This is a genomic window from Microtetraspora malaysiensis, assembly GCF_001528665.1.
GTDB classification, from domain to species: Bacteria; Actinomycetota; Actinomycetes; order Streptosporangiales; family Streptosporangiaceae; genus Microtetraspora_A; species Microtetraspora_A malaysiensis.
In genome coordinates, this window is record NZ_BBYJ01000017.1 from 16162 (window position 1) to 38449 (window position 22288).

The 22288-nt window shown below is 71.2% G+C and carries 23 protein-coding genes; 13 read left to right on the forward strand and 10 right to left on the reverse strand.

Going from position 1 to position 22288, the window contains the following annotated elements; translation table 11 throughout:
• Positions 1-40: 40 nt before the first annotated feature.
• The 4 genes from AWQ71_RS21655 to AWQ71_RS41800 all read right to left on the reverse strand — a co-directional run bounded on the left by AWQ71_RS21655 (position 41) and on the right by AWQ71_RS41800 (position 5354).
• The gene (locus AWQ71_RS21655; RefSeq protein ID WP_067136032.1) at positions 41-3238 is read right to left on the reverse strand and encodes an ATP-binding protein; all 3198 of its coding nucleotides are present in this window, start codon (positions 3236-3238) and stop codon (positions 41-43) included.
• Complete coding sequence (locus AWQ71_RS21660) at positions 3238-3909, reverse strand: hypothetical protein (RefSeq protein WP_245658403.1); 672 nt, start codon at positions 3907-3909, stop codon at positions 3238-3240. Before AWQ71_RS21660 ends, AWQ71_RS21655 begins: the two co-directional genes overlap by 1 nt.
• A 39-nt stretch (positions 3910-3948) precedes the next feature.
• Entirely contained in the window at positions 3949-5019 is a 1071-nt protein-coding gene (locus AWQ71_RS21665; RefSeq protein WP_084259133.1) for an endonuclease domain-containing protein, read from the reverse strand.
• A 140-nt stretch (positions 5020-5159) separates the two neighbouring features.
• Entirely contained in the window at positions 5160-5354 is a 195-nt protein-coding gene (locus AWQ71_RS41800; protein ID WP_157570477.1) for a hypothetical protein, read from the reverse strand.
• Positions 5355-5517: 163 nt separating this feature from the next.
• Here AWQ71_RS41800 and AWQ71_RS21670 point away from each other — a divergent pair, with 163 nt between their 5' ends.
• Positions 5518-6120: a SigE family RNA polymerase sigma factor gene (locus AWQ71_RS21670; protein ID WP_084259134.1), complete on the forward strand. Its 603-nt coding sequence runs from the start codon at positions 5518-5520 to the stop codon at positions 6118-6120.
• A 314-nt stretch (positions 6121-6434) separates the two neighbouring features.
• Here AWQ71_RS21670 and AWQ71_RS21675 read toward each other — a convergent pair whose 3' ends face one another.
• Positions 6435-7121, reverse strand: coding sequence for an SdpI family protein (locus AWQ71_RS21675; RefSeq protein ID WP_084259135.1), 687 nt, complete (start codon positions 7119-7121; stop codon positions 6435-6437).
• Positions 7122-7169: 48 nt separating this feature from the next.
• Positions 7170-7460 carry a metalloregulator ArsR/SmtB family transcription factor gene (locus AWQ71_RS21680; protein ID WP_067136037.1) on the reverse strand — a complete coding sequence of 97 codons (291 nt, stop codon included), beginning with the start codon at positions 7458-7460 and terminating at the stop codon, positions 7170-7172.
• A 292-nt stretch (positions 7461-7752) separates the two neighbouring features.
• On the opposite strand from AWQ71_RS21680, the gene AWQ71_RS21685 reads away from it, so the two are divergent.
• From AWQ71_RS21685 to AWQ71_RS21695, 3 genes are all read left to right on the forward strand, one after another.
• The gene (locus AWQ71_RS21685) at positions 7753-8172 is read left to right on the forward strand and encodes a hypothetical protein (RefSeq protein ID WP_067136778.1); all 420 of its coding nucleotides are present in this window, start codon (positions 7753-7755) and stop codon (positions 8170-8172) included.
• Positions 8173-8475: 303 nt separating this feature from the next.
• A complete protein-coding gene (locus AWQ71_RS21690; protein ID WP_067136039.1) occupies positions 8476-8841 on the forward strand; it encodes a hypothetical protein in 366 nt (121 codons plus the stop codon).
• 120 nt (positions 8842-8961) lie between these two features.
• Positions 8962-9516, forward strand: a complete 555-nt coding sequence (locus tag AWQ71_RS21695; RefSeq protein WP_157570478.1) for a hypothetical protein — start codon at positions 8962-8964, stop codon at positions 9514-9516.
• A 55-nt stretch (positions 9517-9571) separates the two neighbouring features.
• On the opposite strand, the gene AWQ71_RS21700 is transcribed toward AWQ71_RS21695, so the two are convergent.
• The 4 genes from AWQ71_RS21700 to AWQ71_RS43930 all read right to left on the reverse strand — a co-directional run bounded on the left by AWQ71_RS21700 (position 9572) and on the right by AWQ71_RS43930 (position 13114).
• Positions 9572-10762, reverse strand: a complete 1191-nt coding sequence (locus AWQ71_RS21700) for an ABC transporter permease (RefSeq protein ID WP_067136042.1) — start codon at positions 10760-10762, stop codon at positions 9572-9574.
• Complete coding sequence (locus tag AWQ71_RS21705) at positions 10759-11439, reverse strand: ABC transporter ATP-binding protein (RefSeq protein WP_084259196.1); 681 nt, start codon at positions 11437-11439, stop codon at positions 10759-10761. The genes AWQ71_RS21700 and AWQ71_RS21705 overlap by 4 nt, the downstream gene beginning before the upstream one ends.
• A gap of 92 nt (positions 11440-11531) precedes the next feature.
• A complete protein-coding gene (locus tag AWQ71_RS21710; protein WP_067136044.1) occupies positions 11532-12593 on the reverse strand; it encodes an efflux RND transporter periplasmic adaptor subunit in 1062 nt (353 codons plus the stop codon).
• Positions 12590-13114 (reverse strand): hypothetical protein, encoded by a 525-nt coding sequence (locus AWQ71_RS43930; RefSeq protein WP_067136046.1) that lies wholly within the window; start codon positions 13112-13114, stop codon positions 12590-12592. Before AWQ71_RS43930 ends, AWQ71_RS21710 begins: the two co-directional genes overlap by 4 nt.
• A gap of 155 nt (positions 13115-13269) precedes the next feature.
• On the opposite strand from AWQ71_RS43930, the gene AWQ71_RS21720 reads away from it, so the two are divergent.
• The 9 genes from AWQ71_RS21720 to AWQ71_RS21760 form a co-directional block, all read left to right on the forward strand.
• Positions 13270-13923, forward strand: coding sequence for a response regulator transcription factor (locus tag AWQ71_RS21720; RefSeq protein ID WP_067136048.1), 654 nt, complete (start codon positions 13270-13272; stop codon positions 13921-13923).
• A complete protein-coding gene (locus AWQ71_RS21725) occupies positions 13920-15233 on the forward strand; it encodes a sensor histidine kinase (protein ID WP_067136050.1) in 1314 nt (437 codons plus the stop codon). The genes AWQ71_RS21720 and AWQ71_RS21725 overlap by 4 nt, the downstream gene beginning before the upstream one ends.
• A 45-nt stretch (positions 15234-15278) precedes the next feature.
• The gene (locus AWQ71_RS21730; protein ID WP_067136051.1) at positions 15279-16040 is read left to right on the forward strand and encodes an HAD family hydrolase; all 762 of its coding nucleotides are present in this window, start codon (positions 15279-15281) and stop codon (positions 16038-16040) included.
• Complete coding sequence (locus AWQ71_RS21735) at positions 16037-18439, forward strand: glycoside hydrolase family 65 protein (RefSeq protein ID WP_067136053.1); 2403 nt, start codon at positions 16037-16039, stop codon at positions 18437-18439. The genes AWQ71_RS21730 and AWQ71_RS21735 overlap by 4 nt, the downstream gene beginning before the upstream one ends.
• 34 nt (positions 18440-18473) lie before the next feature.
• Positions 18474-19394: an SseB family protein gene (locus tag AWQ71_RS21740; protein WP_245658404.1), complete on the forward strand. Its 921-nt coding sequence runs from the start codon at positions 18474-18476 to the stop codon at positions 19392-19394.
• Complete coding sequence (locus tag AWQ71_RS21745) at positions 19391-19780, forward strand: UCP033725 family protein (protein ID WP_067136057.1); 390 nt, start codon at positions 19391-19393, stop codon at positions 19778-19780. The genes AWQ71_RS21740 and AWQ71_RS21745 overlap by 4 nt, the downstream gene beginning before the upstream one ends.
• Positions 19781-19886: 106 nt before the next feature.
• On the forward strand, positions 19887-20291 hold the full coding sequence (locus AWQ71_RS21750; protein ID WP_084259138.1) for a YbaB/EbfC family nucleoid-associated protein: 405 nt from the start codon (positions 19887-19889) through the stop codon (positions 20289-20291).
• On the forward strand, positions 20288-20695 hold the full coding sequence (locus AWQ71_RS21755; RefSeq protein ID WP_067136060.1) for a hypothetical protein: 408 nt from the start codon (positions 20288-20290) through the stop codon (positions 20693-20695). The genes AWQ71_RS21750 and AWQ71_RS21755 overlap by 4 nt, the downstream gene beginning before the upstream one ends.
• A 57-nt stretch (positions 20696-20752) precedes the next feature.
• Positions 20753-22288, forward strand: a 1536-nt coding sequence (locus AWQ71_RS21760; RefSeq protein WP_218001898.1) for a WXG100-like domain-containing protein, incomplete at its 3' end; no start/stop codon positions are given.

The window sequence follows — 22288 nt, forward strand, 5'->3', positions numbered from 1 at the left end:
GCAAAGCTGGAGATCACAATAGTCAGCGGATCGAGGAAGATTATTGTTCTTCGTCGTTCTTGTGGGGGTGTGAGCCGCTCGCCCTTTCGATCACCTCCTCGGCGGTGAGCGCGGCCCTTGGATGGTGGCTCAGGCACATCGGTACCCGCAGCTTCACGAAAGGCGTCCCCTCCGAGGCCGCGTAGAACTGCCCCGCGCCGAGCCGCGAGATCTCCTCCACGCCGCTGCCCTTGGCCTGGGCGATCTCTCTCGCGGCCGCGATCTGGGCCGGGCTGTTCAGCAGGCCGAAGAACTGGGTGGCGGCGTTCCCGGGGATCTGGTTGTGCAGCCCCTTCGGAGCCTGGGTCGCGAAGATGAGGCCGAGGCCGTACTTCCGGGCCTGGGAGGCGAGCGCCAGAGTGCTGCGTGTACAGGGAGTGAGCGAGGTGGACGGCGCGAACGTCTGCGCCTCGTCCATCACGAACAGCCCGCCCAGCGGCCGGTCGCCCGCCGGGTTGCGCTTGATCCAGGCGAACAGCGCCATTTGGAGCTGGTTGACGAAGCTCTGCCGCTGCTCGTCTCCCTGCATCCCGACGAAGCTGATCACCGAGATCCGGGCCCGCCTGCCCTCCGGAGGCGTGAGCAGCAGCCCCGGGTCCACCGGGGTCCCCTCACCACCGAACATCGGGTCGTTGACCCTGGCCGCGGTGAGCGTCTGGGCCAGGTCGGCGGCGATCTTCGCCGCGCCGTCCAGCCCGCTCACCCCGTCGGGAAGGTCGGCCAGCAGCTCGATGAGGCCGGGCAGGCCGGTGCGCCCCCGCCTGCCGTAGCACCTGAGCGCCTCCCGGAGCACGGCCTGGCCGCGCTGGGCCTTGTGCGTCTTCGCCTCCAACTTCGCGTGAGGCACGATCGAGGCCACCGCTACGTCCAGCGCCGCGTCGAACTCGTCGGGGTCGTCGGCGACGCCCGCGAAGTCCGGCAGCGGCTGGAAGCTCAGCGGACGGCCCAGCTTCCGGCGCGGCGTCCAGACGACCACGTCGGTGTGCGCGAGATAGTCGTCGGCCCGCGCCGCGTCCCCCTCGTCCCAGCTCGGCGGGGCCTCCGGCCAACGGTCGCCCAGCCGGGCCAGGTCGTTGTTCGGGTCGAGCACGATCGCGGACACGCCCTGCAGCGCGCACTCCTCGACCAGCCGGCGGATGAGCACCGTCTTCCCCGATCCGGACCCGGCGAAGATCGCGGTGTGTTTCCTGAGCGTCTCCAGCGCCAACCGGATCGGCGCACCGCCGTTCATCGCCCTGCCGGCCGCGACGTACGGCACGCCGGACGCGGTGGGCGGCGTGGACGTGTTCTGGTCGTTCTCGCGATCGTCTGTGCTCGCGAGGGCGGCCGACGGCGCCACGGGGGAGGGGGCGGGCGGGGCGATCCCGCCGCCAGGAACGGTCCAGGTGTCCCCCAGCGCCTCGGTGAAGAGCTTGATGTCCGCCGCCGGGCTCCGGGAAGCGAGCCACGCGCGCAGGCCCGGAGGATCCTCGTCGATCAGGGTCCGGAGCGCGGCCATCGCCACCAGATCCTCCGTGTCGAGGCCGAGAATCCTGCCGCCCGCCCGCTCGAACGCGACGAGGGCCTGGCGGGTGCGCGGCCCCTTGGCCCATCCGGTGTTGCGCAGGACGAACAGGCGCCGCTTGGGAACCTCGGTGTCCAGCCCTGTCGCTACGGACGCGTTGCGCAGCCGGTTGAGCGCAGCGATGGCGTTCTCCGAGGCGATCGCGCGGAAGGCCCAGTGCGCCTCGTCCTCGGTGTCCTCGTTCAGGATCCGGCGCAGGCGCGCGTGCAGCGGAGGCTTCGCACTCGGCGGCGGGTCCTGGGTGAACTCCTGCCCGGCCTCGCCGAGCCCGGCGATCCACGCGGTGAGCCCCGCCGACAACAGTGCGGGCATCGCCACGTCTTCCGTTGCCGGAGCGAGCGCGGTACGGATGTCCGCCGCCTTCCTCAACTCCGCGAACCGCGCGTCCAGGACGGTGAGGACATCGTCGGACGGCGTGGGGCCGGGGCCAGGACGCGCCGTGGGCATGCGGCCGAAGTTCTCCAGCTCCCTGACCTCGTCGCTCAGGAGGCAGGAGCGGACGTGGTCGTCGACCTCGATCAGCAACTGACGGGGAGTGAAGCCGGGCGCGCTGTCGAACGCGGCCGGGGTCACCGGCCAGGTCGGATAGGGCGGCTCGAAGCCGATCGCCGCGAACTGCGCCTGGAACCTCTTGGAGACGAGGGCGCGAGCCGTCTCGGCGTCCTTGATGGTCTTCAACGGCACCGCCGGACGGAAGCGATCACGCACCGTGTCCGTCGCGTACTTCTCGATCATCGTCCACGTCGTGGGCAGACATGAGACGACGGTCAGGCAGCGCCGGGTGATCTCGCGCAGGGACATCAGCCCGGACGCGATGTGCTCGATCGTCACCATCTCGTGCCGGTTCGGCGCCGTGGCGTCGCCTGCCGTGGTTATCAAGGACGGCGCGATGAGCAGATCGATCTGATCGACGGCGATGACGGACGGTCCGGTGAGGGCCAGCAGCCGGGACAGGTCCTTGACGATCTCCTGGGGAGACTTGTGGACCTGGCGGATGCCCCACTGCGCCCGTTCGCCCGGCTCCTCCTCCGGGGCGGAAGACAGGAAGGAGTCCGCGATGTCCTGGGCGTTGAGGTCGTCGGAGGCGAGCAGCGCGAGGGCCCGCGCGGTGTCCTGCGCCTCCCGGCCGATGTGCCGGTCGAAGCGGCGCAGCGCCTCGATGAACGCGTCGAGGTTCTTCTTCGACAGCGCCGTCTTACCGGCCACCGCTCGCCGGGCCATACGAGAGGGCAGGTCGACCAGCGCGGTGAGGCGCTCCAGGAAGACGGTGAGCTGGCTCTCGCCGTCGTCGCTCTCGCGGGCCAGGCTGTCGAGCATCGACACCACGGTGCTCTCCCAGAACCCCTTGGCGTCGAGCAGGCTCACCAGGAAGAAGTAGCCGCCGTCGCGCTGTGCCTTCTCCCGCAGCCAGCCGAGCAGGTGCGTCTTGCCCGTGCCGCGCTGGCCTCGGATGACCACGCCGATCGGACTCGCGTCGGGGCTCTTCGTGGCCTCGGCCACGCCGTCGAGAAGGACCGGGGCGGCGTGCTGGTGCAGGCTCTCCACGTGGAAGGGCGCGGGACGCCACACGTCGTCCGGCACCTGCGCGTAATTGAACTTGAGCGCGCCGAGGGCGCTCATCTCCGCGTCCGTCATCACGCTCCGATCGCGAGGAAGTATTTGTCCTGATTGCCGATGATCACTGCGGCGTCCCGGTCCTGCTCGGTGAGCGTCTTCCGGTTGGACTCGGGCACGATCTCCACGTCGTCCATCAGGTCCATCCGCCGGAGCGCCGTGTCGACCTCTTCTCTCGGCACATCGGCGAGCAGGGGGCGGAGCTTGGTGAGGCTCACCCAGGCGCCGGGTTCCTGGGCCAACTCGGCGTACGCGGCGCGGATGCGGGTGACGAGGGCGGCCGGAGAGACGGGTGCGGACGCCTCCGGCGGGGCGGAGTCGCCGCCGTCCTGGACGCCGCCCGGAAGGGACGCGGGAGGCGCGTCGTTCTGCGGCGCGAAGAGGTCGGCGGGCCGTCGGCCGGTCCGGTCGAGGTATCGCTGCAGACCGGCAGACAAGGCGAGCACGGCCGCCGCTGCCGGCTTCCCTCCCGTCTGCGCGGGCATCGGGATGCCGGCCCGCACCTCCTCCGCCACCCGAGCCCAGCCCTTGTCGGTCAGCACATGGACGAAGGAACGACCCTGCTTCCAGCTCTCGACCAGTTTGAGGTCGTTCAGCCTGATGCGCGGCTTTCCGGTCAAGGTGACGCCGTAGCGTTCTTCGAGTTCCGGGTTGGAAATCTCCCTGGCCTCGGCCATGAGCACAAGCAGCATCGCGATATCGGGGAATGCCAACGTATTTTCGGACATGTCTTATCCCTTCGGGGCTCCTCGGCGACGTTCGAGGAGGAACCGCTGAATCTGCTGAGTTACGGTTTTCGGATCGGTCATGATCTGGTCGTTGGTGAACCGCAGCACGGCGTAGCCGTCCGTCTGGAGTCGCACGTCCCGCTGCCGGTCCAGCGCGTATTTGACCGGATCGAGGTGGTCCGGGCCGTCGATCTCGACGACGCATCGCTCGTCCCGCCAGAGCAGGTCGAGCCGGATGGGGTTGACGAGCGGATGCGGCCGGTACGCCTGGTTCCAGGCGCGCCCGATCGCCCATTCGCAGGCGGACAGTGCCCTTTCGAGGGCCTGCTCGGCGGCGCTGCCCGGGTGCGGTCTCCCGGCGACGGCAGGGAAGCCGATCGTCCGGGACGCCGGGGTGGGGAGCGCCTCGGGCAGCTCGCGGGCGATGGCGGCCAGCTCGGCGGGCAGCCGTACGAACCTGGTCTCCAGGCGGTCGACGGTGGTCAGCGGTGCGCCGGCCAGCCAGACGCCCAGCCCGCCGCGGTGGGCGAGCCATTCGCAGGCCCCGGTGAGGATCTCCTCCGCGATGGGGGAGAGGCCCGCCGGAACGGCCACGAGGATCGACGCGTGCGCCCGTTGGAAACTCGCGGCGAGCACTCGGGCGAGCCCGGCGGCCCGCGTCTCGGGAGCGAATTTCGTCCGGCCTCCCGCGAGGACGCCTGTCCTGGTGGGAGGGGCGCCGGCGCGGTGGAGGGAGAGTTCGGCTAGATCGGCGAGGAAGGGGCCGAAGTGCCCGGTCGCCGATGCCGTCCGCAGGGCGAGGGACCGTACGGTGGGCACGCCCGCGCCGCCGGGGCCGCCGATGCTCTCCGCCTCCGGCAGCCATGAGGGGAACAGGCCGACGGCCGCCGCCTCCAGCTCGTCCAGGATCGAGGTCACCAGGTTGGCTGTGGACGGTGCCTTGCGCGCGACATACGTGACGATCGCCGGTGCGTCGTCGGGCAGCGGGTCGATCGCCAGGGTCAGGGCCTCGACGCCGGCGCCCTGGAGGCGCACGACGCGACCGACAGGCAGTTCTCCCCACGACCACGCCACGGGTAACCCCTGAAGTCCGGATTTATCAGTTTGAGGGAGGCTATCCGGCCATCAAGCGTTTCGTATGACTTTTGCGGGAGATCTCGGGGACTTCGCCGGCAGTTCCGTGCCGGGAATCGACAGCCGGGATTTCCGCTGCCTTATCTGGCGGCGAGGTGGTGTGGAAGTCTGTCCGAAATTAAACGGAAGAGGGCGTTGAGCCATTGTCGGTAACTGGCGATCACGTTGTGTGACGCTGGCATGGTCCAGTTGTGCTCGCGGTTGAGAAGGATGGCGAGCCGGGTCGCGCGCCGGTCCCAGCGGTCGATCAAGGGCACGGCGATCAGCGTGCCCACGGACGCCTGGCCACCACCGCTGTGGCCTGGGCGCCGACGAACGTCAGTGTGCGCGTCGCCATGAACTGCACCGGAGGGCACGGAAGGTCAGCGCGGAACCGATCTCCCCGGGTTCCAACCGGAACGGGCGGCGGTGGCGTTCTACCTGGCGTGAGGAGAACGCATGGACCGCTATGAGGGCTTCCGCGAGTTCGTGGGCGCGCGCCAGCATTCGCTGATGTACAGCGCCTACCTGCTCAACGGGGACAGCCATCTCGCCGAGGACCTGCTGCAGAACGTGCTGGTGAAAGTCGCCCGGCACTGGCCCAAGCTGGCCAGGAGCGGTAACCCTGAGGCATACACCCGCAAGGCGCTGATCAACGAGCACATCTCGTGGCGGAGACGCCGGAAATCCGCCGAATACCCGCAGGAGGACCCGCCGGAACAGGGCCACGATCCGGGCGACGACACCTTGCACCGGGTCGCCCTGCAACGTGCGCTCGCCCGCCTGACTCCGCGCCAGCGGGCCGTTGTCGTACTCCGTTTCTATGAGGATCGCAGCGTGGAGGAGACCGCCGGCCTGCTCGGCTGCTCCACAGGGACGGTCAAGAGCCAGACCCATCACGCGCTGGGCCGCCTGCGCTCGCTGCGAGCGGCGCGTTGGAGGAGTTCAAGCCCAACGACACGATCATTGTTCTCGACAGCACCACGGGCGAGATCCTGCACAAGACGCGGCTGCGCGGCGTGCCGCGCGATTTCCAGGCCCAGCGGGCGGGTGGCTGGCTGAGCCGCACAGAGGTGATCGTCTCCGGGCCGGCTCTCGACGACTCTTGGGAGAAAAGCGGCGGGAAGGGCACTCCCGTCCTCGGCGAGCGGACCTACCGCGTGAACGTCCGTACCGGGCAGGTCACGCCGCTGGCGGCCTACACCTACGCGGCCTGGGCGGCAGCCTGGAACTCCCCGGTTTCTGACCGCCCGGAAGGAGCGCGTGCACACCATGGCTGCCGGACTCGGCGACCGGGGTCAGCCGGTGAAGCGGGAGCAGGCATCGTTCCCTCCGCTTGGGGCTGCCGAAAATGAGTGACAGGCCAGTGGCGGTGATCAGCGGTCGGGGTCGGAACGCCAGACCCACCAGGAGTAGACGACCGGGACGATCGCCGAGATCGCCGTCCCGGCGATGGTGATCGCGGCCAGCGCGGGGACCGGCAGGACGAAGGCGGTGAGCAGGAGCACCAAACCCAACACGGCGAAGAGGATGCCCCCCAGGCGGTTGGCGCGCCTCCAGGCCAGGTCGCTGTCGAGGGTCCACGGGGTGCGTACGCCCGCGATCCAGTTGCTGCGCGACTTGGGCAGGTAGTTTCCGAGGACCAGGAAGAGCGCCCCGACGAGGGCCATGATGATCCTGACCACGGGAAGGTTTCCGCCCGCCGCGTTGATGATGGTCGCGGCGTGGGCGACCGTCATCACGACCAGCACTCCGACCCAGGCCGCGAGGTAGACGTGCCGCGAGCGGGCGGCGTTCCGCCGGCGAGGCACCAGGCGGGGCACGATGGCGAGGAACAGGCCGAGGCCGAGCACGATCAAGGGGAGCGTGATCAGGCTTTCGGTCTTCCCGCCGAAGCGGTCGACCTCGCCGGAGGCTCCCCAGTGCATGGGGACCCGTACGTCGTCGGGGAGGTTCTGCCACCCCCAGAGGGAGATCCCGCCGGTCAGGAGCAGAGTGGCGGCGGTGGCGATGAGACCGGGGCGGGGGTCGATCCGGTCCTCGGTTACGGCGTTCTTGGACATGGGGGGTCCTTCCTCGTCGCGGTGGGGGACGTGTCCGGTGGGCGCTCCTCAGTTCGGGTCGGGCTCGGGGGATCGGGCCGAATCGATCTTGAACAGGTCGAGGAGCGCGGCCATTGACTCCTCCAGCAGGGAGAGCTGGAGGCTGTAGACGATCGAGGTGCCATGCCGCTCGCCGATCACCAGGCCGGCTTCCCGCAGCACCCGCAGGTGCCCCGAGAGCGTGGGCTTGGCGATGTCGAAGAGGGTGGCGATCTCTCCGGCGGGGAGGTCTCCCCGCCGCAACAGCGCGATGATCTGCCGGCGCGTGGGGTGCGCCAGCGCCTCGTAGATGAGATTCATCGGCGTTGTTCCTTTATTAGGCAACAACCGAATAATAGCCCATGACGTGCGGAAGCGCGGCTCCGGCCGTGTCCTCATCAAGGTCCGCGCCCTGGTCGGCAACGGAGACGTCGATCGCTACCGGGGCCACCGCCCTCGCCGCCCACGACCCGTGAGCTCCCGTGAGCCGGTCCCCATCACCTGGGAGGTAATTGAGGGCCTTCCCGGAGCGTCGTTACCGTCACGGAACGGACCGTTCCCGCTCAGCGTGCGTCCCGGGGAAACGGCGTACGCACACCGAAAGGAAATGACCATGACGTCATCCCGGACCATGGGAACCACGCCGGTGCGCACAGAGCGCCGGGACGGACTGCTGCGCCGGGCCCTTCTGGCCGACGCCGTTCTCACCGGCGCCAACGGCGTCGGCTACCTCGCACTGGCCACCGTCCTGGACTTGGTCCTGGGGGTCGAGCGCTCGATGCAGTACCCCGTCGGTGTGTTCCTCGCGGTGTACGCGGTGTGGGTCTTCTTCGTCGCCCGGCAGGAGCGCATCAGCCGCGCGGCCGCCGGTTTCGTGATCGGCCTGAACACCCTGTGGGCCGTGCTGAGCGTGGTGACGGCCGCCGTCGGCGCACTGGGCGCCACGGGCGTGGGCACGGCCTGGATCGTGCTGCAGGGCCTGGTCGTGGGTGCCGTGGCCGCCGTCCAGTACGTGGGTCTGCGCCGCGCGTGACCTGTTCGCGGCACATCCCGGGCGTGGCACGAGAGTCGCCGATGCCGCAACTTGCGGTACGGCAGGCGTTTTGTGGTGTTCGGGGCGCTTTGTCGGTGGCAATTGTTCGGATATTTCGCTGAATTTCGATTTCCGAAGGTCGCGAATTCCCGTGCCGGGGCAAGAGCCGGTCATCATCCCGGCCGGGGATCGCGAGGCGGGTGGCGGGCGGATATCCGTGGGGTACACAGCCTGGCATCGCCCGTTTCACGTCCGTCGCGACGTGCCCGCCGCCGAATGACGCGAAGAGGCAGGTGCCACGACATGGCTCGTCATCTCACGGAGAAGCCGCACGCCCCGTCCACCCGTGCCGCCCTGCGCCTCGCGCCGCTCGCGACGGCGGTCGCGATCGCCGGGGCGGTCGCGTGGCCGCAGGGAAGTGCGGAGGCGGCCGCGATCCGTCCCGCCGCCTGGGTGGCCACGCTGGCGTACGGCCATGGTCCCGTCGTCAACACCGGAAACGGCAAGCGCAACAAGAACTACGCGCCGTCGATCAACAGCCCCACCATCCAGCGCGGTGTGCAAAACGTGTCGAGCACCTCCGAGAGCACCAACACCCAGTCGGCCTTCTGCAAGAAGGGGCGGCGGGTGTGCCGGATCAAGCAGCGGCTCAAGTTCGTCCGCAGGTGATGAAGCACCCCGCCGTCACCGGATAAACGGTAATGAAGCCGTAATAACCATTCTTCTCGTCATGCGCGCCCGGATTCGCGGGTGGGTGGACAGTACGCTGGCGAAACGGTTCCGGCCCGAATGCCGCTGGAACTCGTCCGAATTGAGCAGAGGGCGACTCAGATGTTTTGTCAGCATGACAGCGGGGTGCGTGACGGAAACGGGATGCGCGGCGGAAAGAGCCGCACCCCCCTTTTCCTCGCCGGCGCCTGCGCTTTCGCCGCGTTCGTCGTGAACGGCGCGTCGCTGCCCGCCCAGGCGGAGACGGCGCGGTCCTCGGCGGCGCGTGAAGCGGTCGCGGTCAGATCCGCCCGCGGTGGCGGAGGGGACGAGAACAAGGTCGGAAACGGCGCCCGCAACGCCAATATCTCGGCGGTGAAGAGCCCGACGGACAACCACGGCTACCAGCACACGTCGACGAGTGACATCGGCGGCGCGACCAGCGTCCAGAACGTCCTGTGCCGCAACGTCAAGGTCTGTTCGGTGACCCAGAAGATCACGGCTGTCATTCCCGAGCAGGCGATGAAGGGCGATCCGGGGCCGCTGGGGACCGCCACCATCGCGGAGACGCCCGACCCGGCAATGTTCGACGCGACGCTGCTCTGGCTGGAACCCGACCTCCGCGATCTGTGGTGAGGTGATCCGCCGGAGGCCGGGTCCGCCCGGCCGGAGCACGTGCCTCATGGAGGCGTCAGGTGGCCAGCGCCACGGTCGGGGACAGGCGGGCGGCGCGCATGGCCGGATAGAGGCCCGCGACCGTGCCGACGACGAGCGTGGCGCCGACCGCGCCCGCGATCGCCCAGGGCGGCACGACCGGCGGCCAGCCCTGGGACAGCGCGTAGCCGACCGTGGCCAGCGCGCCCAGCACCGACCCCGCGACGCCGCCCAGCGCGGACAGCAGCAGTGACTCCGTCAGGAACTGGATCCGCACCTGGCCCCGGGTGGCCCCGAGGGAGCGGCGCAGACCGATCTCCTTGCGGCGTTCCAGCACCGAGATCACCATCGTGTTGGCCACGCCGACCCCGCCGACCAGCAGCGCGACGCCGCCGAGCCCGAGCAGCAGATTGGTGAACGCGCCGGCGGCGGCGGCCCGCGCGGCGAGCGCGTCCGAGGGCCGGCTGACCTCGACCTCCTCAGGGTTCTCCGGGTTCACCGTACGAGGCAGCACGGACCGCACGGCCTCGACCGACTCCTCCGCCGATCGTTCGTAGATCGTCGTCGGGTGTCCGTCGAAGCCCAGGCGCTCGGCGGCGACCGGGAACCCGACCAGCGCCGACCGTTCGATCTCGGGGGCGAGCGGCATCGGGCCGAGGACGCCGATGACGGTGAACCACCGGTTCCCGATCCACACCCGTACGCCGGTCCGGTCCACGCCGAGCCGTTTCGCGGCGACGGAGCCGAGCACGACGGCGGGCTGCCGCTCGGTCGCGGCGTTCAGCCAGGTCCCCTTCGTGACGCTTCCCTCCAGCGCGGTGAGCAGGTCGGTCGTCGCCGCCTGCACGGCGATGCCGCCGGTCACCGCCTTGGGGATCAGGTTCGTCCGCCGGACGGTCGCGTCGACGGTGCCGGTGGCGGCGGCCGTGCTGACCGGGCCGATCCGCTTGACCATGGCGACCGCGCCGGTGGGGAGCTGGGACGTATCGCCGAAGAGGGTATGGCCGGCCGAGACGGTGAGCATGTTGGTGCCGAGCCGGTCGAGCTGGCGCAGGAGCTGCTCGCGCGAGGACGACGAGATGCCGATCACCGCGATCATGGTGGCGATGCCGATGGCGATCCCCAGCGCGGACAGGAACACGCGGGTCGGGCGGGTGCGCAGTCCGGCCGCGCCGACGCGCAGGACGTCGGCGGGGCCGAGCCGGGCGGGCACGAGCCTCCGGGTCATTCGCGGGCTCCGATCGTGATCTCCGCGGGCGGGCGGTGGCCCGAGCCCTCGTCGTTGACGATCCGGCCGTCGCGGACCCGGACCCGGCGCGGGCACCACTCCGCGATCTCCATGTCGTGCGTGATGACCGCGATCGTGGTCCCGGCGGCGTGCAGGTCGCGCAGGACCCGCAGGACCTCGGCGCCCGCGGCCGAGTCCAGGTTGCCGGTCGGTTCGTCAGCGAGTAGCAGCGGCGGATCTCCCGCGACCGCGCGGGCCACCGCCACCCGCTGCTGCTCGCCGCCCGACATCTGCTCCGGCCGGTGCCCGAGCCGGTGGCCGAGGCCGACCCGCTCCAGTGCGGCGGCGGCGCGCTCCCGGCGGACCCGCAGCGGCACGCCCGCGTACAGCAGGCCGTCGGCCACGTTGTCCAGCGCGCTCGTCCCGGGGGACAGGTGGAACTTCTGGAAGACGAACCCCAGATGGCGGGCGCGCAGCGCGGACAGCTCCCGGTCCGACAGGCCGGCGACGTCGTGTCCGGCGATCCGCACGGTGCCGCCGGAGGGCCGGTCCAGGGTGCCGATCATGTGGAGCATGGTCGACTTGCCCGAGCCGGAGGGGCCGACGATGGCCACCAGCTCGCCGGCGCCGATCGCCAGGTTCACCCCGCGCAGCGCCTGCACCCGGCCGCCGTACATCTTGGTCACGTCGCGCAGCTCCACCACGTACGGCCCGTCCGGCGTGTCGGGGGAGCCGTCGCGGAGCGCGGGGCGCTCGTCGATCCGTCCGCTCACGACTCGGGCACCCCCACCCGCATGCCCTCGGTCAGGCCCGCGCCGGTGATCTCGACCATGCCACCGCCGAAGGCGCCGGTCTTGACGGCCACAAGGCGCGCGGCGCCGTTCTCGACGATCTCGACGCCGAACCCGCCCTCGCGCAGCGCGAGCAGGGCCTCCACGGGGACGGCCAGCACGTTCTTGTGCCGCTCGCTCACCAGCTCGACCTCGACCGGCGCCTGGTCCAGCCGGGTCTTCGGCGTCTTGTCCAGGGTGATGTCGACGTCCACGGTGGTGCTGCCATCGTCCTGCCCGTTCGCCGAGGCGCCGCCCTTGGCGACCGTGCCGATCGTCTGGACGCGGCCCTTGATCCGCTCGCCGCCGGGGAGCTCCACGGTGACCCTGGCGCCCTTCTTCACCAGCGCCTGGTCGTCGGTTTTCAGGTCCACGTGGACCAGCCGCCGCAGCCCGCTGACCGTGAGTGCGGGCCGTCCGGGCGCGGTGCGGTCGCCCACCGACACCTTCGCCTCGGTCACCCGGACCGCCGCGGGCAGGAACACCGCCTGAGTCGCGTCCACCTGGCCGGTCTCCGGCAGGCCGTTGTCCTCCTGCCACGCCTTGACCGCGAGGTACGTCGCGTAGCTGAAGTGCTCGTCCACCGTCAGGTCGTCCCCGTAGCCGAGGGCCTTGAGATTGCGCTCCAGCTGCTCGACGTCCGGGCCGTCGTCCACGCCCTGCCGCAGCGGGCGGTAGAGCGGCAGATTGCCGTACAGCAGGACGAGGGGCTTGCGGTCGATCTTGAGCAGCGGACGGCCGCGGCGGATCACGGAGCCTTCTTTGGCGACCGACGTCACCGTGCCGGCGGCGTCGGTGCCGATCCGCCGCTCTCCGGCGTAGGTGAGCGCGCCGTCCACGGTCTTGGTGTCCACCAGGTCCTGGCGGGTGATCGCGGCGGTCGCGGTGGTGGACGGCGCCGGGGGCGCGGCCGCCTCCGTGTCACCGCTGACGAGGAGTGCCGCCGTCGTTCCGGCGGCGAGCGCGAGGAGGCCGACGACCGCGGTGAGCGCCTTCCTCACGGGTTCGTCTTCATTTTGGGGGAGAACTCCTTGCACGCCTCCTGGGCTTCCTTGAGCTTCTGCTCGCCGCCCTCGGGGACCGTCATCTTGATGCCGCCGCCGCCGCTCGGGTCGGGCATGTCGACGCCGTGCTCGCGCATGCACTGGGCGAACTTCACCATCCGGTCGCGCATCTCCGGATCGGGCGCCTTCGCCCGGTCGCCGACGGCCTGCTCCATGAGCGGCTGGCATTCCTTCATCGCCGCGTCGGCCTTGCCCTTGTCCATGCCCTTGGGCATTTCGACGCGTATCGCGCCGCTCGAGTCCGGGTCGGCCATGTCGACGCCGTGCTCGCGCATGCACTGGGCGAACTTGAGCTGCGCCTCGTGCCGGTCGAGAGTGGCCGACGCGGACGGGGAGGACTCGGGGCCGGACGCGCCACCGCCCGCCGAGGCGATGCCCCCGTCCCCGGAGGAGGCGCCGCCGCAGGCGGCGAGCGCCAGTGCCAGCGGCGCCGCGGCCGCCAATAGCCGGATCTTCATGGGTCGCTCCTTCGCCCCCGGGTCGCTCGCCCGGGGCGCGGACCAACTTCAGCGATCTCGGTGCTAAACGCGGATAAATCAGCAGGGGCGTGGTTCGCCTTATCCGCTGTTAACACCTGGTCGGTCACCCTCGGACATGGACCGGGGAGGCAGGGATGCGCGTGCTCGTCGTCGAGGACGAGGAACAGCTGGCCGACGCCCTCGCGCGGGGGATGCGGCTGCACGCACTCGCCGTGGACGTCGCCTACGACGGCCAGGAGGCGCTCGAACTGGCGGCCTACGTCGACTACGACGTCGTCGTGCTCGACCGCGACCTCCCGGAGGTGCACGGCGACGACGTCTGCCGGGCGCTGGCGGAGGCGAGCCCGGCGAGCCGGGTCCTGATGCTCACCGCCGCCGGGCGGCTGCGCGACCGGGTGGACGGGCTGTCCCTCGGCGCCGACGACTACCTGGTCAAGCCGTTCGCGTTCGCCGAGCTGGTGGCCCGGGTGCGGACGCTGGGCCGCCGCTCGCCCAGGGCCGCGGCCCCGGTGCTGGAGCGGGCCGGCGTACGGCTCGACCCGGCCCGCCGTACGGTCACCCGGGACGGGCGGCCGATCGCGTTGAACCGCAAGGAGTTCGACGTCCTGCTCGAACTGCTGCGCGCGGAGGGGGACCTGGTCTCCTCGGCCGAGCTGCGCCGGGCCGTCTGGGACGAGTACGCCGACACGGGGACGGGCGTGCTGCGGGTGACCCTCACCTCGCTGCGCAGGAAGCTCGGTGAGCCGCGGCTGATCGAGAACGTGCCCGGCAGGGGGTACCGGTTTTGACCGCCCGCGGCACGTCGCGGGCGCGGCGCGTCCTCGCCGCGGCGCTGCCCTGGAACCGGCTGGGGCTGCGGGCGCGGCTGACCCTGCTGTACGGCGCGCTGTTTTTCGCCGGAAGCTCGGCGGTGCTGTGGGTGGGGCAGCTGATGACGGCGCGCGCCCTGGACCAGCGGCTCGTCATGAAGTTCGCGAAGACGACGGACGATCCGCTCGCGGATCTCCGGCCGAACACGGCCGTCGTCGGCCTGTTCCCGCAGCAGGTGCAGACGCAGGTCGAGCAGCGGGCCGCCGACGTGCTGCAGGAGACGACCCGGTCGTCGATCCTCGTCATGGTCCTGATCGGGATCATCGCCCTGCTGCTCGGCCACCTGATCGCCGAACGCGCGCTGCGGCCCCTCGGCCGGGTGACCGAGACCGCGCGGCGGCTCTCGGAGAGCAGGCCGCACGAGCGCATCGCGCTGAACGAGAGGATCGCGCTGCGCGGGCCGCAGGACGAGGTCAAGCGGCTGGCCGACACCTTCGACGCGATGCTCGACCGGCTGCACCGCGTGTTCGACGCCCAGCGCCGGTTCATCGCCAACGCCTCGCACGAGCTGCGCACCCCGCTCGCCATCAACCGCACGGTCCTGGAGGTGTCGCTGGAGGAGCCGGCCGCCTCCGAGGACCTCAAGGCGCTGGCCCGCGCGCTGCTCGGCACGAACGCGCGGTACGAGCGGCTGATCGACGGCCTGCTGCTGCTCGCCCAGTCGGAGCAGGAGCTCACCGTGAGCAAGCCGGTCGATCTGGGGCACGTCGTCCGCGTCGTGCTGGACGAGCAGGCGCTCGCGCCGCGGAAGCGGGGGGTCGCCGTCCACCGGGACCTGCGCCCGGCGGTCGTCCGGGGCGACCCGCTGCTGCTGGAACGCTGCGTGTCCAACATGGTGGAGAACGCGGTCAAGTACAACGTCCGCGACGGCGACGTGTGGGTGACGCTCCGTGTGGACGACGCCACCGGGGAGGCGATGGTCACGGTGGAGAACACGGGGCCCCAGGTCCCGCCGTACGAGGTGGAGGACCTGTTCGAGCCGTTCCGGCGGCTGCACGGCGAGCGGGTGCGGTCGGCGGGCGGCGCCGGGCTCGGCCTGTCGATCGTCCGCGCCATCGTGGACGCGCACGGCGGCACGGTCACCGCCCGGGCCCGATCCGAGGGCGGCCTCGCGGTCACCGTACGGCTGCCCGCCGTGCCGGGCACGGGGAGCGAGCCCGGCGAGAAGGACGTGGGCCGGGCGCGGCTACCCGCCGTGATTTCCGGTGACCCGGCCCTTCGCGGGTAGGAGGAAGGGCGGCCACGCCGGAAGGGTGGAGGAGGTCGCCGGAGAATGGATCTGTCCGCGAGGAAACTGGGCCTGCCGGACCGGGTACGGGCCTGCCTGTTCGACCTGGACGGTGTCTTGACGCGTACGGCGCGGCTGCACGCCGCCGCGTGGAAGGAGATGTTCGACGGCTTCCTGAGCGAGCGCGCCACGCGCACCGGCACTCCGCTGGTCCCCTTCGACGACGTGGAGGACTACGCCGCGTACGTGGACGGCAAGACGAGGGCGGACGGCACCCGCTCGTTCCTCGCCTCGCGCGGCATCCACCTCCCCGAGGGGGAACCCGGCGACCCGCCGGACGCCGAGACCGTCAACGGCCTGGGCAACCGCAAGAACGAACTGATGCTGAGCCGGCTCAAGAAGGACGGCGTGGAGGTGTTCGAGGGCTCCGTCCGCTACGTGCGCGCGGTGCGGGACGCCGGGCTGCGCCGGGCGGTGGTGTCGTCGAGCGCCAACTGCCGGGACATGCTCGCCGGCGCCGGGATCGCGGACCTGTTCGAGGTGGGGGTGGACGGCGCCACCGTCGCCCGGGAGCACCTGGCGGGCAAGCCGGCGCCGGACGCCTACCTCGCCGCCGCGCGGGCGCTCGGGGTGCCGCCGGACGAGGCGGCGGTGTTCGAGGACGCGCTCGCGGGGGTCGAGGCCGGACGGGCCGGCGGCTTCGCCTGCGTGGTCGGTGTGGACCGGGTCGGACAGGCCGACGCGCTGCGCGAGCACGGCGCGAACGTGGTGGTCTCCGATCTCGCCGAGCTGTTGGAGCGATCATGATCACTCATCCCGCGTTCGCGTGCGAGCCCTGGAGCCTGCGGCTGACCGGGCTGGACGTCGACGTCCTCGCCCAGTCCGAGTCGCTGTTCGCGCTGTCCAACGGGCACATCGGCTGGCGTGGGAACCTCGACGAGGGGGAGCCGCACGGCCTGCCCGGCAGCTACCTGTCCGGCGTCTACGAGGTGCGGCCCCTCCCGTACGCCGAGGCCGGCTACGGCTTCCCCGAGTCGGGGCAGACCGTCATCAACGTCACGAACGGCAAGGTGATCCGCCTGCTCGTGAACGACGAGCCGTTCGACATCCGCTACGGACGGCTGCGCGCGCACGAGCAGACGCTGGACTTCCGCGACGGCGTGCTGCGGCGGACCGCCGAATGGGAGTCACCGGATGGGTGCCCGGTCCGGGTGTCGTCGGTCCGGCTGGTGTCGCTGGTCCAGCGGGCGGTCGCCGCGATCTGCTACGAGGTGGAGCCCGTCGACGAGCCGCTGCGCGTCGTCGTGCAGTCCGAACTCGTCGCCAACGAGCAGTTGCCCATGGCGGCGGGCGACCCCCGGGTCGCCGCCGCGCTGGAGGCGCCGCTGATCTCCTGCGACCACGCCGCGCGGGACGCCCGCGCCGTGCTCATGCACAACACCCGCGCAAGCGGCCTCTGCGTCGCCGCCGCGATGGATCACGTCGTCGACGGCCCGGACGGCACCGGCGTCGTCGCGGAGAGCTCCCCCGACCTCGGCCGGGTGACGGTGATCGCCTCGATCGAGCCCGGCCGGCCGCTCCGGTTGATCAAGTTCGTCGCGTACGGCTGGTCGGGCGCGCGGTCGCGCCCGGCGGTGCGGGACCAGGCCGAAGCCGCGCTCGCCGCCGCCCGCCAGACCGGCTGGGACGGCCTGCTCGCCGAGCAGCGGAGCTACCTGGACGACTTCTGGGCCCGCGCCGACGTCAAGGTGGACGGCGACGCGGAGATCCAGCAGGCCGTGCGGTTCGGGCTCTTCCACCTGCTGCAGGCCGCGGCGCGCGGCGAGGGCAGGGGCATCCCGGCCAAGGGCCTCACCGGTAGCGGCTACGACGGGCACTGTTTCTGGGACAGCGAGGCGTTCGTGATGCCGGTGCTGACCTACCTGCTGCCCGAGGCGGTCGCCCACGCGCTGAGCTGGCGGCAGAGCACGCTGCCGATGGCGATGGACCGGGCGCGGCAGCTCGGGCTGAGCGGAGCGGCCTTCCCCTGGCGGACCATCCACGGCGAGGAATGCTCGAGCTACTGGCCCGCCGGGACGGCGGCCTTCCACGTCAACGCGGCCATCGCCGACGCCGTCGGCCGCTACTACGACATCACCCAGGACGAGGCGTTCGACCGGGGCGTCGGCCTGGAGTTGCTCGTGCAGACCGCGCGGCTGTGGCGGTCGCTGGGGCACCACGACGCCGAGGGCGACTTCCGCATCGCCGGGGTCACCGGCCCGGACGAGTACAGCGCCGTCGCCGACAACAACGTGTACACGAACCTGATGGCGCAGCGGAACCTGTACGCCGCCGCCGACGCGGCCAAACGGCACCCCGCGGAGGCCAGGAAGCTGCGCGTGGACGAGGAGGAGATGGCGGCCTGGCGGGACGCGGCGCGGGCGATGTACGTCCCCTACGACGAGAAGCTCGGGGTCCACCCGCAGGCCGACGGCTTCACCGAGCACCAGGTGTGGGACTTCGCCGTGACGCGCCCCGACCAGTACCCGCTGATGCTGCACTTCCCGTACTTCGACCTTTACCGCAAGCAGGTGGTCAAGCAGGCCGACCTCGTGCTGGCGCTGCACCGCCGGGGTGACGCCTTCACCCCGGAGCAGAAGGCGCGCGACTTCGCCTACTACGAGCGGATCACCGTACGGGACTCCTCGCTGTCGGCGTGCACGCAGGCGGTGATCGCGGCCGAGGTGGGCCACCTGGACCTGGCCTACGACTACCTCGCCGAGGCCGCGCTGATGGACCTTGAGGACGTCGAGCACAACACTCGCGACGGCCTGCACATCGCGGCCCTGGTCGGAGCCTGGATCGCCCTGGTCGACGGGCTCGCCGGCATGCGCCACCTCGGCGGCGTGCTCTGCTTCGCGCCGCGGCTGCCCTCGGCGCTCACCGGGCTCTCCTTCACCGTGTCCCTGCTGGGGCGGCGGCTCACGGTCAGGGTGGATCAGGAGTCCGCCACGTACACGCTGCTCGACGGCGAACCGCTCAAGATCGCCCACCATGGGAAGCCGGACGTCGTCTCCAGGGGCGCGCCGGTCACCTGCGCGATCCCGCCGGTGTTCCCCGGTCCGGCCCCCATCCAGCCTCCCGGCCGCGGCCCGGCGCACCGGCAGACGAGGGAGGCCGCCGGAATCATGCGGCCGGTAGGGTCACCGGCTCATCCGGCGACGTGACACGGCTCGCGCCCTTCGGGTTAGTGTGATCATCGTGCAGCCACCGGAGGATCCGGGCGATGGCGGACCCGCCGTGCCGCCGTCCGGCCCGTTCGAGGAGGAGCTCTGGGCGGCCTTCGCGGCCAGCCGTACGGCACTGTGCCTCAGCATGCTCAAAGACGCCGACTTCGCCCTGCCGATCACCCAGGCCGCGTTCGAGGGCACCGGCGCGGTCGCCTGGCCGACCGCCTCCGACGGCCGGCGCACCTGGCTGATCGCCTACACATCGGCCGAGACGATGGCGCTGGGCACCGGGGGTGTCGCCACGCACCACCGGGTCGTCTCCATGCTTGAGCTGGCCGCCGGGTGGCCCGACCCGCGCTGGGGTCTGGCGATCAACCCCGGCCTGCCGGTCGGCTTCCTCCTGGAGTCGGGCACGGTGGCCAGGCTCGCCGCCCCCACGCTCGCCCAGGACCTCGTGCTCGCCCCGGAATGTGGCGTCCCCGTCCTGCAGAAGGTGCTGCGCCCGGAGGAGGTGCCCGAGCTGCTGTACGGCGGCGAGCCGCGGGTCTCCGGCTACTGCCACCACGCCCTCGACGTGTCGCACATCGCCACGCCCGCCGTGCTCGCCGAGGCGCTCGGCCTCACTGACGCGTTCACCGCGAGCGGCGGGCTCACGCTGCTGCGCTGGCGTCCGGCCGGGCTCGGCCTGTACCGCACGCCGTACGGCGGGCTGGACGAGGAGGGCCGTGACGCGGTGGCCGGGTGGGTGGTCGAGGAGCCGCCCTTCGTGGGGCTGGGCCTGGTGCCCAACCCGGACCAGGTCATCCGCGAGTACAAGGTGTACGGCGTCGGGCTCACCCACGGCGCCGAGATCTGGGAGCTGACCGTGGAGGGCAGGGAGCGCCGGCACGCCATCTATCACGGCGACCTGCGCCGCTGGCTGCTGGTCGGGGTGCGGGAGGACGCGTCGTGAGGTGGCACTTCTACCGCGCTCGCTGGCGCGGCGCCGACTACCCGTGCAGCCCGGAGGCGTCCGCGCTGGAGACGTGGATCCGGCTGCGCCGGGACGAGCCGGCCGAGGGGTTCGAGGAGGTCGAGCCGGGTTGCCACGTACGGACCGTCCCGGCGGCGGAATGTGAGTCCGTGCACTTCGTGACGACCGTCTGCCGGTGGCGCGAGGCCGAGTTCCACGTACACGCCGAGCGCGAGGGCGAGCTGCTGCTGGAGTATCTCGGCGGCTCCGCGCCCGAAGCGGTCGCGCTCGGGCTCGACCGGATCGAACGCGGCGTCTACCGGGCGTGGGTCCCGCGCGCCGAGATCGGCGAGCTCCAGGAGCGGGCCGTCTCCCTGGATTTGTGAACTTCTCCCGGAGATCATCGATTTTGGTAATGCTCTTGTCGGATGATGTTCACTTGGCGGAAACTACCCCGAAAGCGTGAAACACGGGCGATTCAGGGGGTGTGCCGTGGAATCCGACATTGAGGCGCATGTCGCCGGTCTGCGGGCCTATACCGAACAGCTCCGCACCACCTTTCTCCGGCTCCAGGACGAGGGCGTCGAACTGCACGCCAAGGCCAAGGCCATCCAGGTGACCGAGAAGTCCCGCGATGGCCTGGTCGCGGTCACCGTGGGCGCGCGCGGCGAGGTGATCCGGCTCGACATCGACCCGCGTGTCTACCGCCATCCCGATGCCCGCGCGCTCGCGGACGCCATCACCGAGACCATCCAGCGGGCGGCCGCCACGGCGCAGGAGCGGATCGTCGAGGTCTTCGAGCCGCTGATCCCGCCCGACCAGATGAAGGCCCACCTCGACGGTGATATCGAAACGGTGATGACCCAGCTGGCCGACCAGATGGGCGGGAAGCGGTGAAGGACCCCTTCGACGGCGCCGCCATCGACAGGCCCGCCGTGACCAGAGGGCTTTCGGAATGGAGCACCATGGCCGGCGACCTGGAGCGGGACCTCCCCGGGCTCGTCGCCAGAATCCTCGAGCTCAACGCCACCGAGCCGTGGGGCGGCGGCAGCGAGGGCGCCTCCTTCCGGAACTCCTACTACCAGAACGGCGGTCCCAACGCCCTCATCACCAAGGGCAGGGCCGTCGTCAAGAAGATCGGCGAGGCGGGCCCGCGACTGCGCACGACGTTCGACAACACGCACGGCGTGGACGAGGCGCACGCCCAGGACATGGCCCAAATCATGGCGGAGAACACGGGCCAGTCCGCGGCCTCGAAGGCCGGGCGGGGCACCGCCCAGGACTCGGTGCGGCAGGTCTGACGCGCCCCACCGGGCGCCCGGATGTGAACCCAGACTGAGCGGCGGAGCGGGGACGGCATGGCCACGAACACGGGCACCATCGTCAACCAGGCCGGGCACGCGACCCGGCAGGGCGTGGCCGTCCACATCGACAGGGACGTCGCCCCCGCCTGGGAGACCGGCGCCCTGCCCGACTGGGTGGTCCACACCCTGATCCCCCTGCTCTTCGCCGGGCAGCAGTGGCCCAAAGCCAGCGAGAGCAAGCTGTCGGAGCTGGCCCAGGCGCACGATCTCCTGGCGGCCGGGCTCTTGCCGTACGCCGAGCCGGCCGGCAAGTCGGTCCGCACCATCGTGGCCGGCTGGCAGGCCCCGGCCACGGCCGACTTCGTCGGCCGGGCGCAGGACATGTTCGGAAACCAGGCCGGCCTGAAGGGGATCTCCCGCGGAGCGCTCGGCTACTCGTCACAGGTGAGCGACTTCGCGGTCGAGACGCAGTACTCCAAGCTCTCCGTCAACGTGGCGTTCTGGGTGTCGGCCGTCGCCATCGCCATCGCCATGTACGTCGCGTTCTTCACCGCGGGCTCGACCGCGCCGCTCATCGGCCCGTACGCGCAGGCGGGCCGCGCGGCGATCGGCCGCATCCTCGCCCGGCTGGCAGCCGTCGCGGGACGTGGGGCCGGATCCACCCAGGTCGCCAGGCTCGCGGCGCTCAGCGGCGCGACCGGGCGGAGTCTGATCGTCCGGCTGCTCGCCTCCCCGCTCGGCCGGGAGCTCATCGAGGAGATGGGCGAGGAGTTCTTCATCGACGCCATCGCCCAGTACCAGCAGATCCAGATGGGCACCCGCACCGACTGGGACTGGGACAAGTCCAAGGCCGCCCTCATCGGCGCGGGAACCGGCGCGGTGGCCGGCATGCAGCTGGGCGGCCCGATCTCCCGGATGACCAACCACATCCCCGGATTCGCCGGGCGGGCGCTGAACACCGGCTTCAACAACATGGTCGCGTCCCCCGCCGGCAGCTTCATCGCCAACGGCGTGGTCTACGACCAGTGGAGCAATCCGTTCTCGGTCGATTCGCTGACGGGCGCGTTCTTCGGCGGTGCCGGACGCACCGGGTCGATCAGCCCGTTCAACCCCGAGGTCTACACGGCGCTCGCCCACCCGAACACCACGCTCGCCTCCGCGTACGACATGGCGGCCCAGTCGGACGCCCGCCGGATGGGTCTCACCATCGACCCGAACGGGGGCGGCGGATCGGGCGGCGACGCCACCGGCACCGGAGGCAACCCGGGAGGCACGGGGGGCGGCGGCGCCGGGGGTATGGCCGTCAACACCGGGGCGGGTGGCGGTGCGGGCGCGGGCGGCGGCCGTCGCGCCGCGGCCCCGTCGGCCGCCGACGCGGAAGGGGGCGGCAGCCGGAGAAGCCAGCCCGACGACAGGACCCGGCCCGACGACAAGAACGAGCCGGACAACAAGCCGGATGACAAGACCGAGCCGGACGACAAGACCGAGCCGGACAACAAGCCGGATGACAAGACCGAGCCGGACGACAAGACCGAGCCGGACAACAAGCCGGACGACAAGACCGAGCCGGACAACAAGCCGGACGACAAG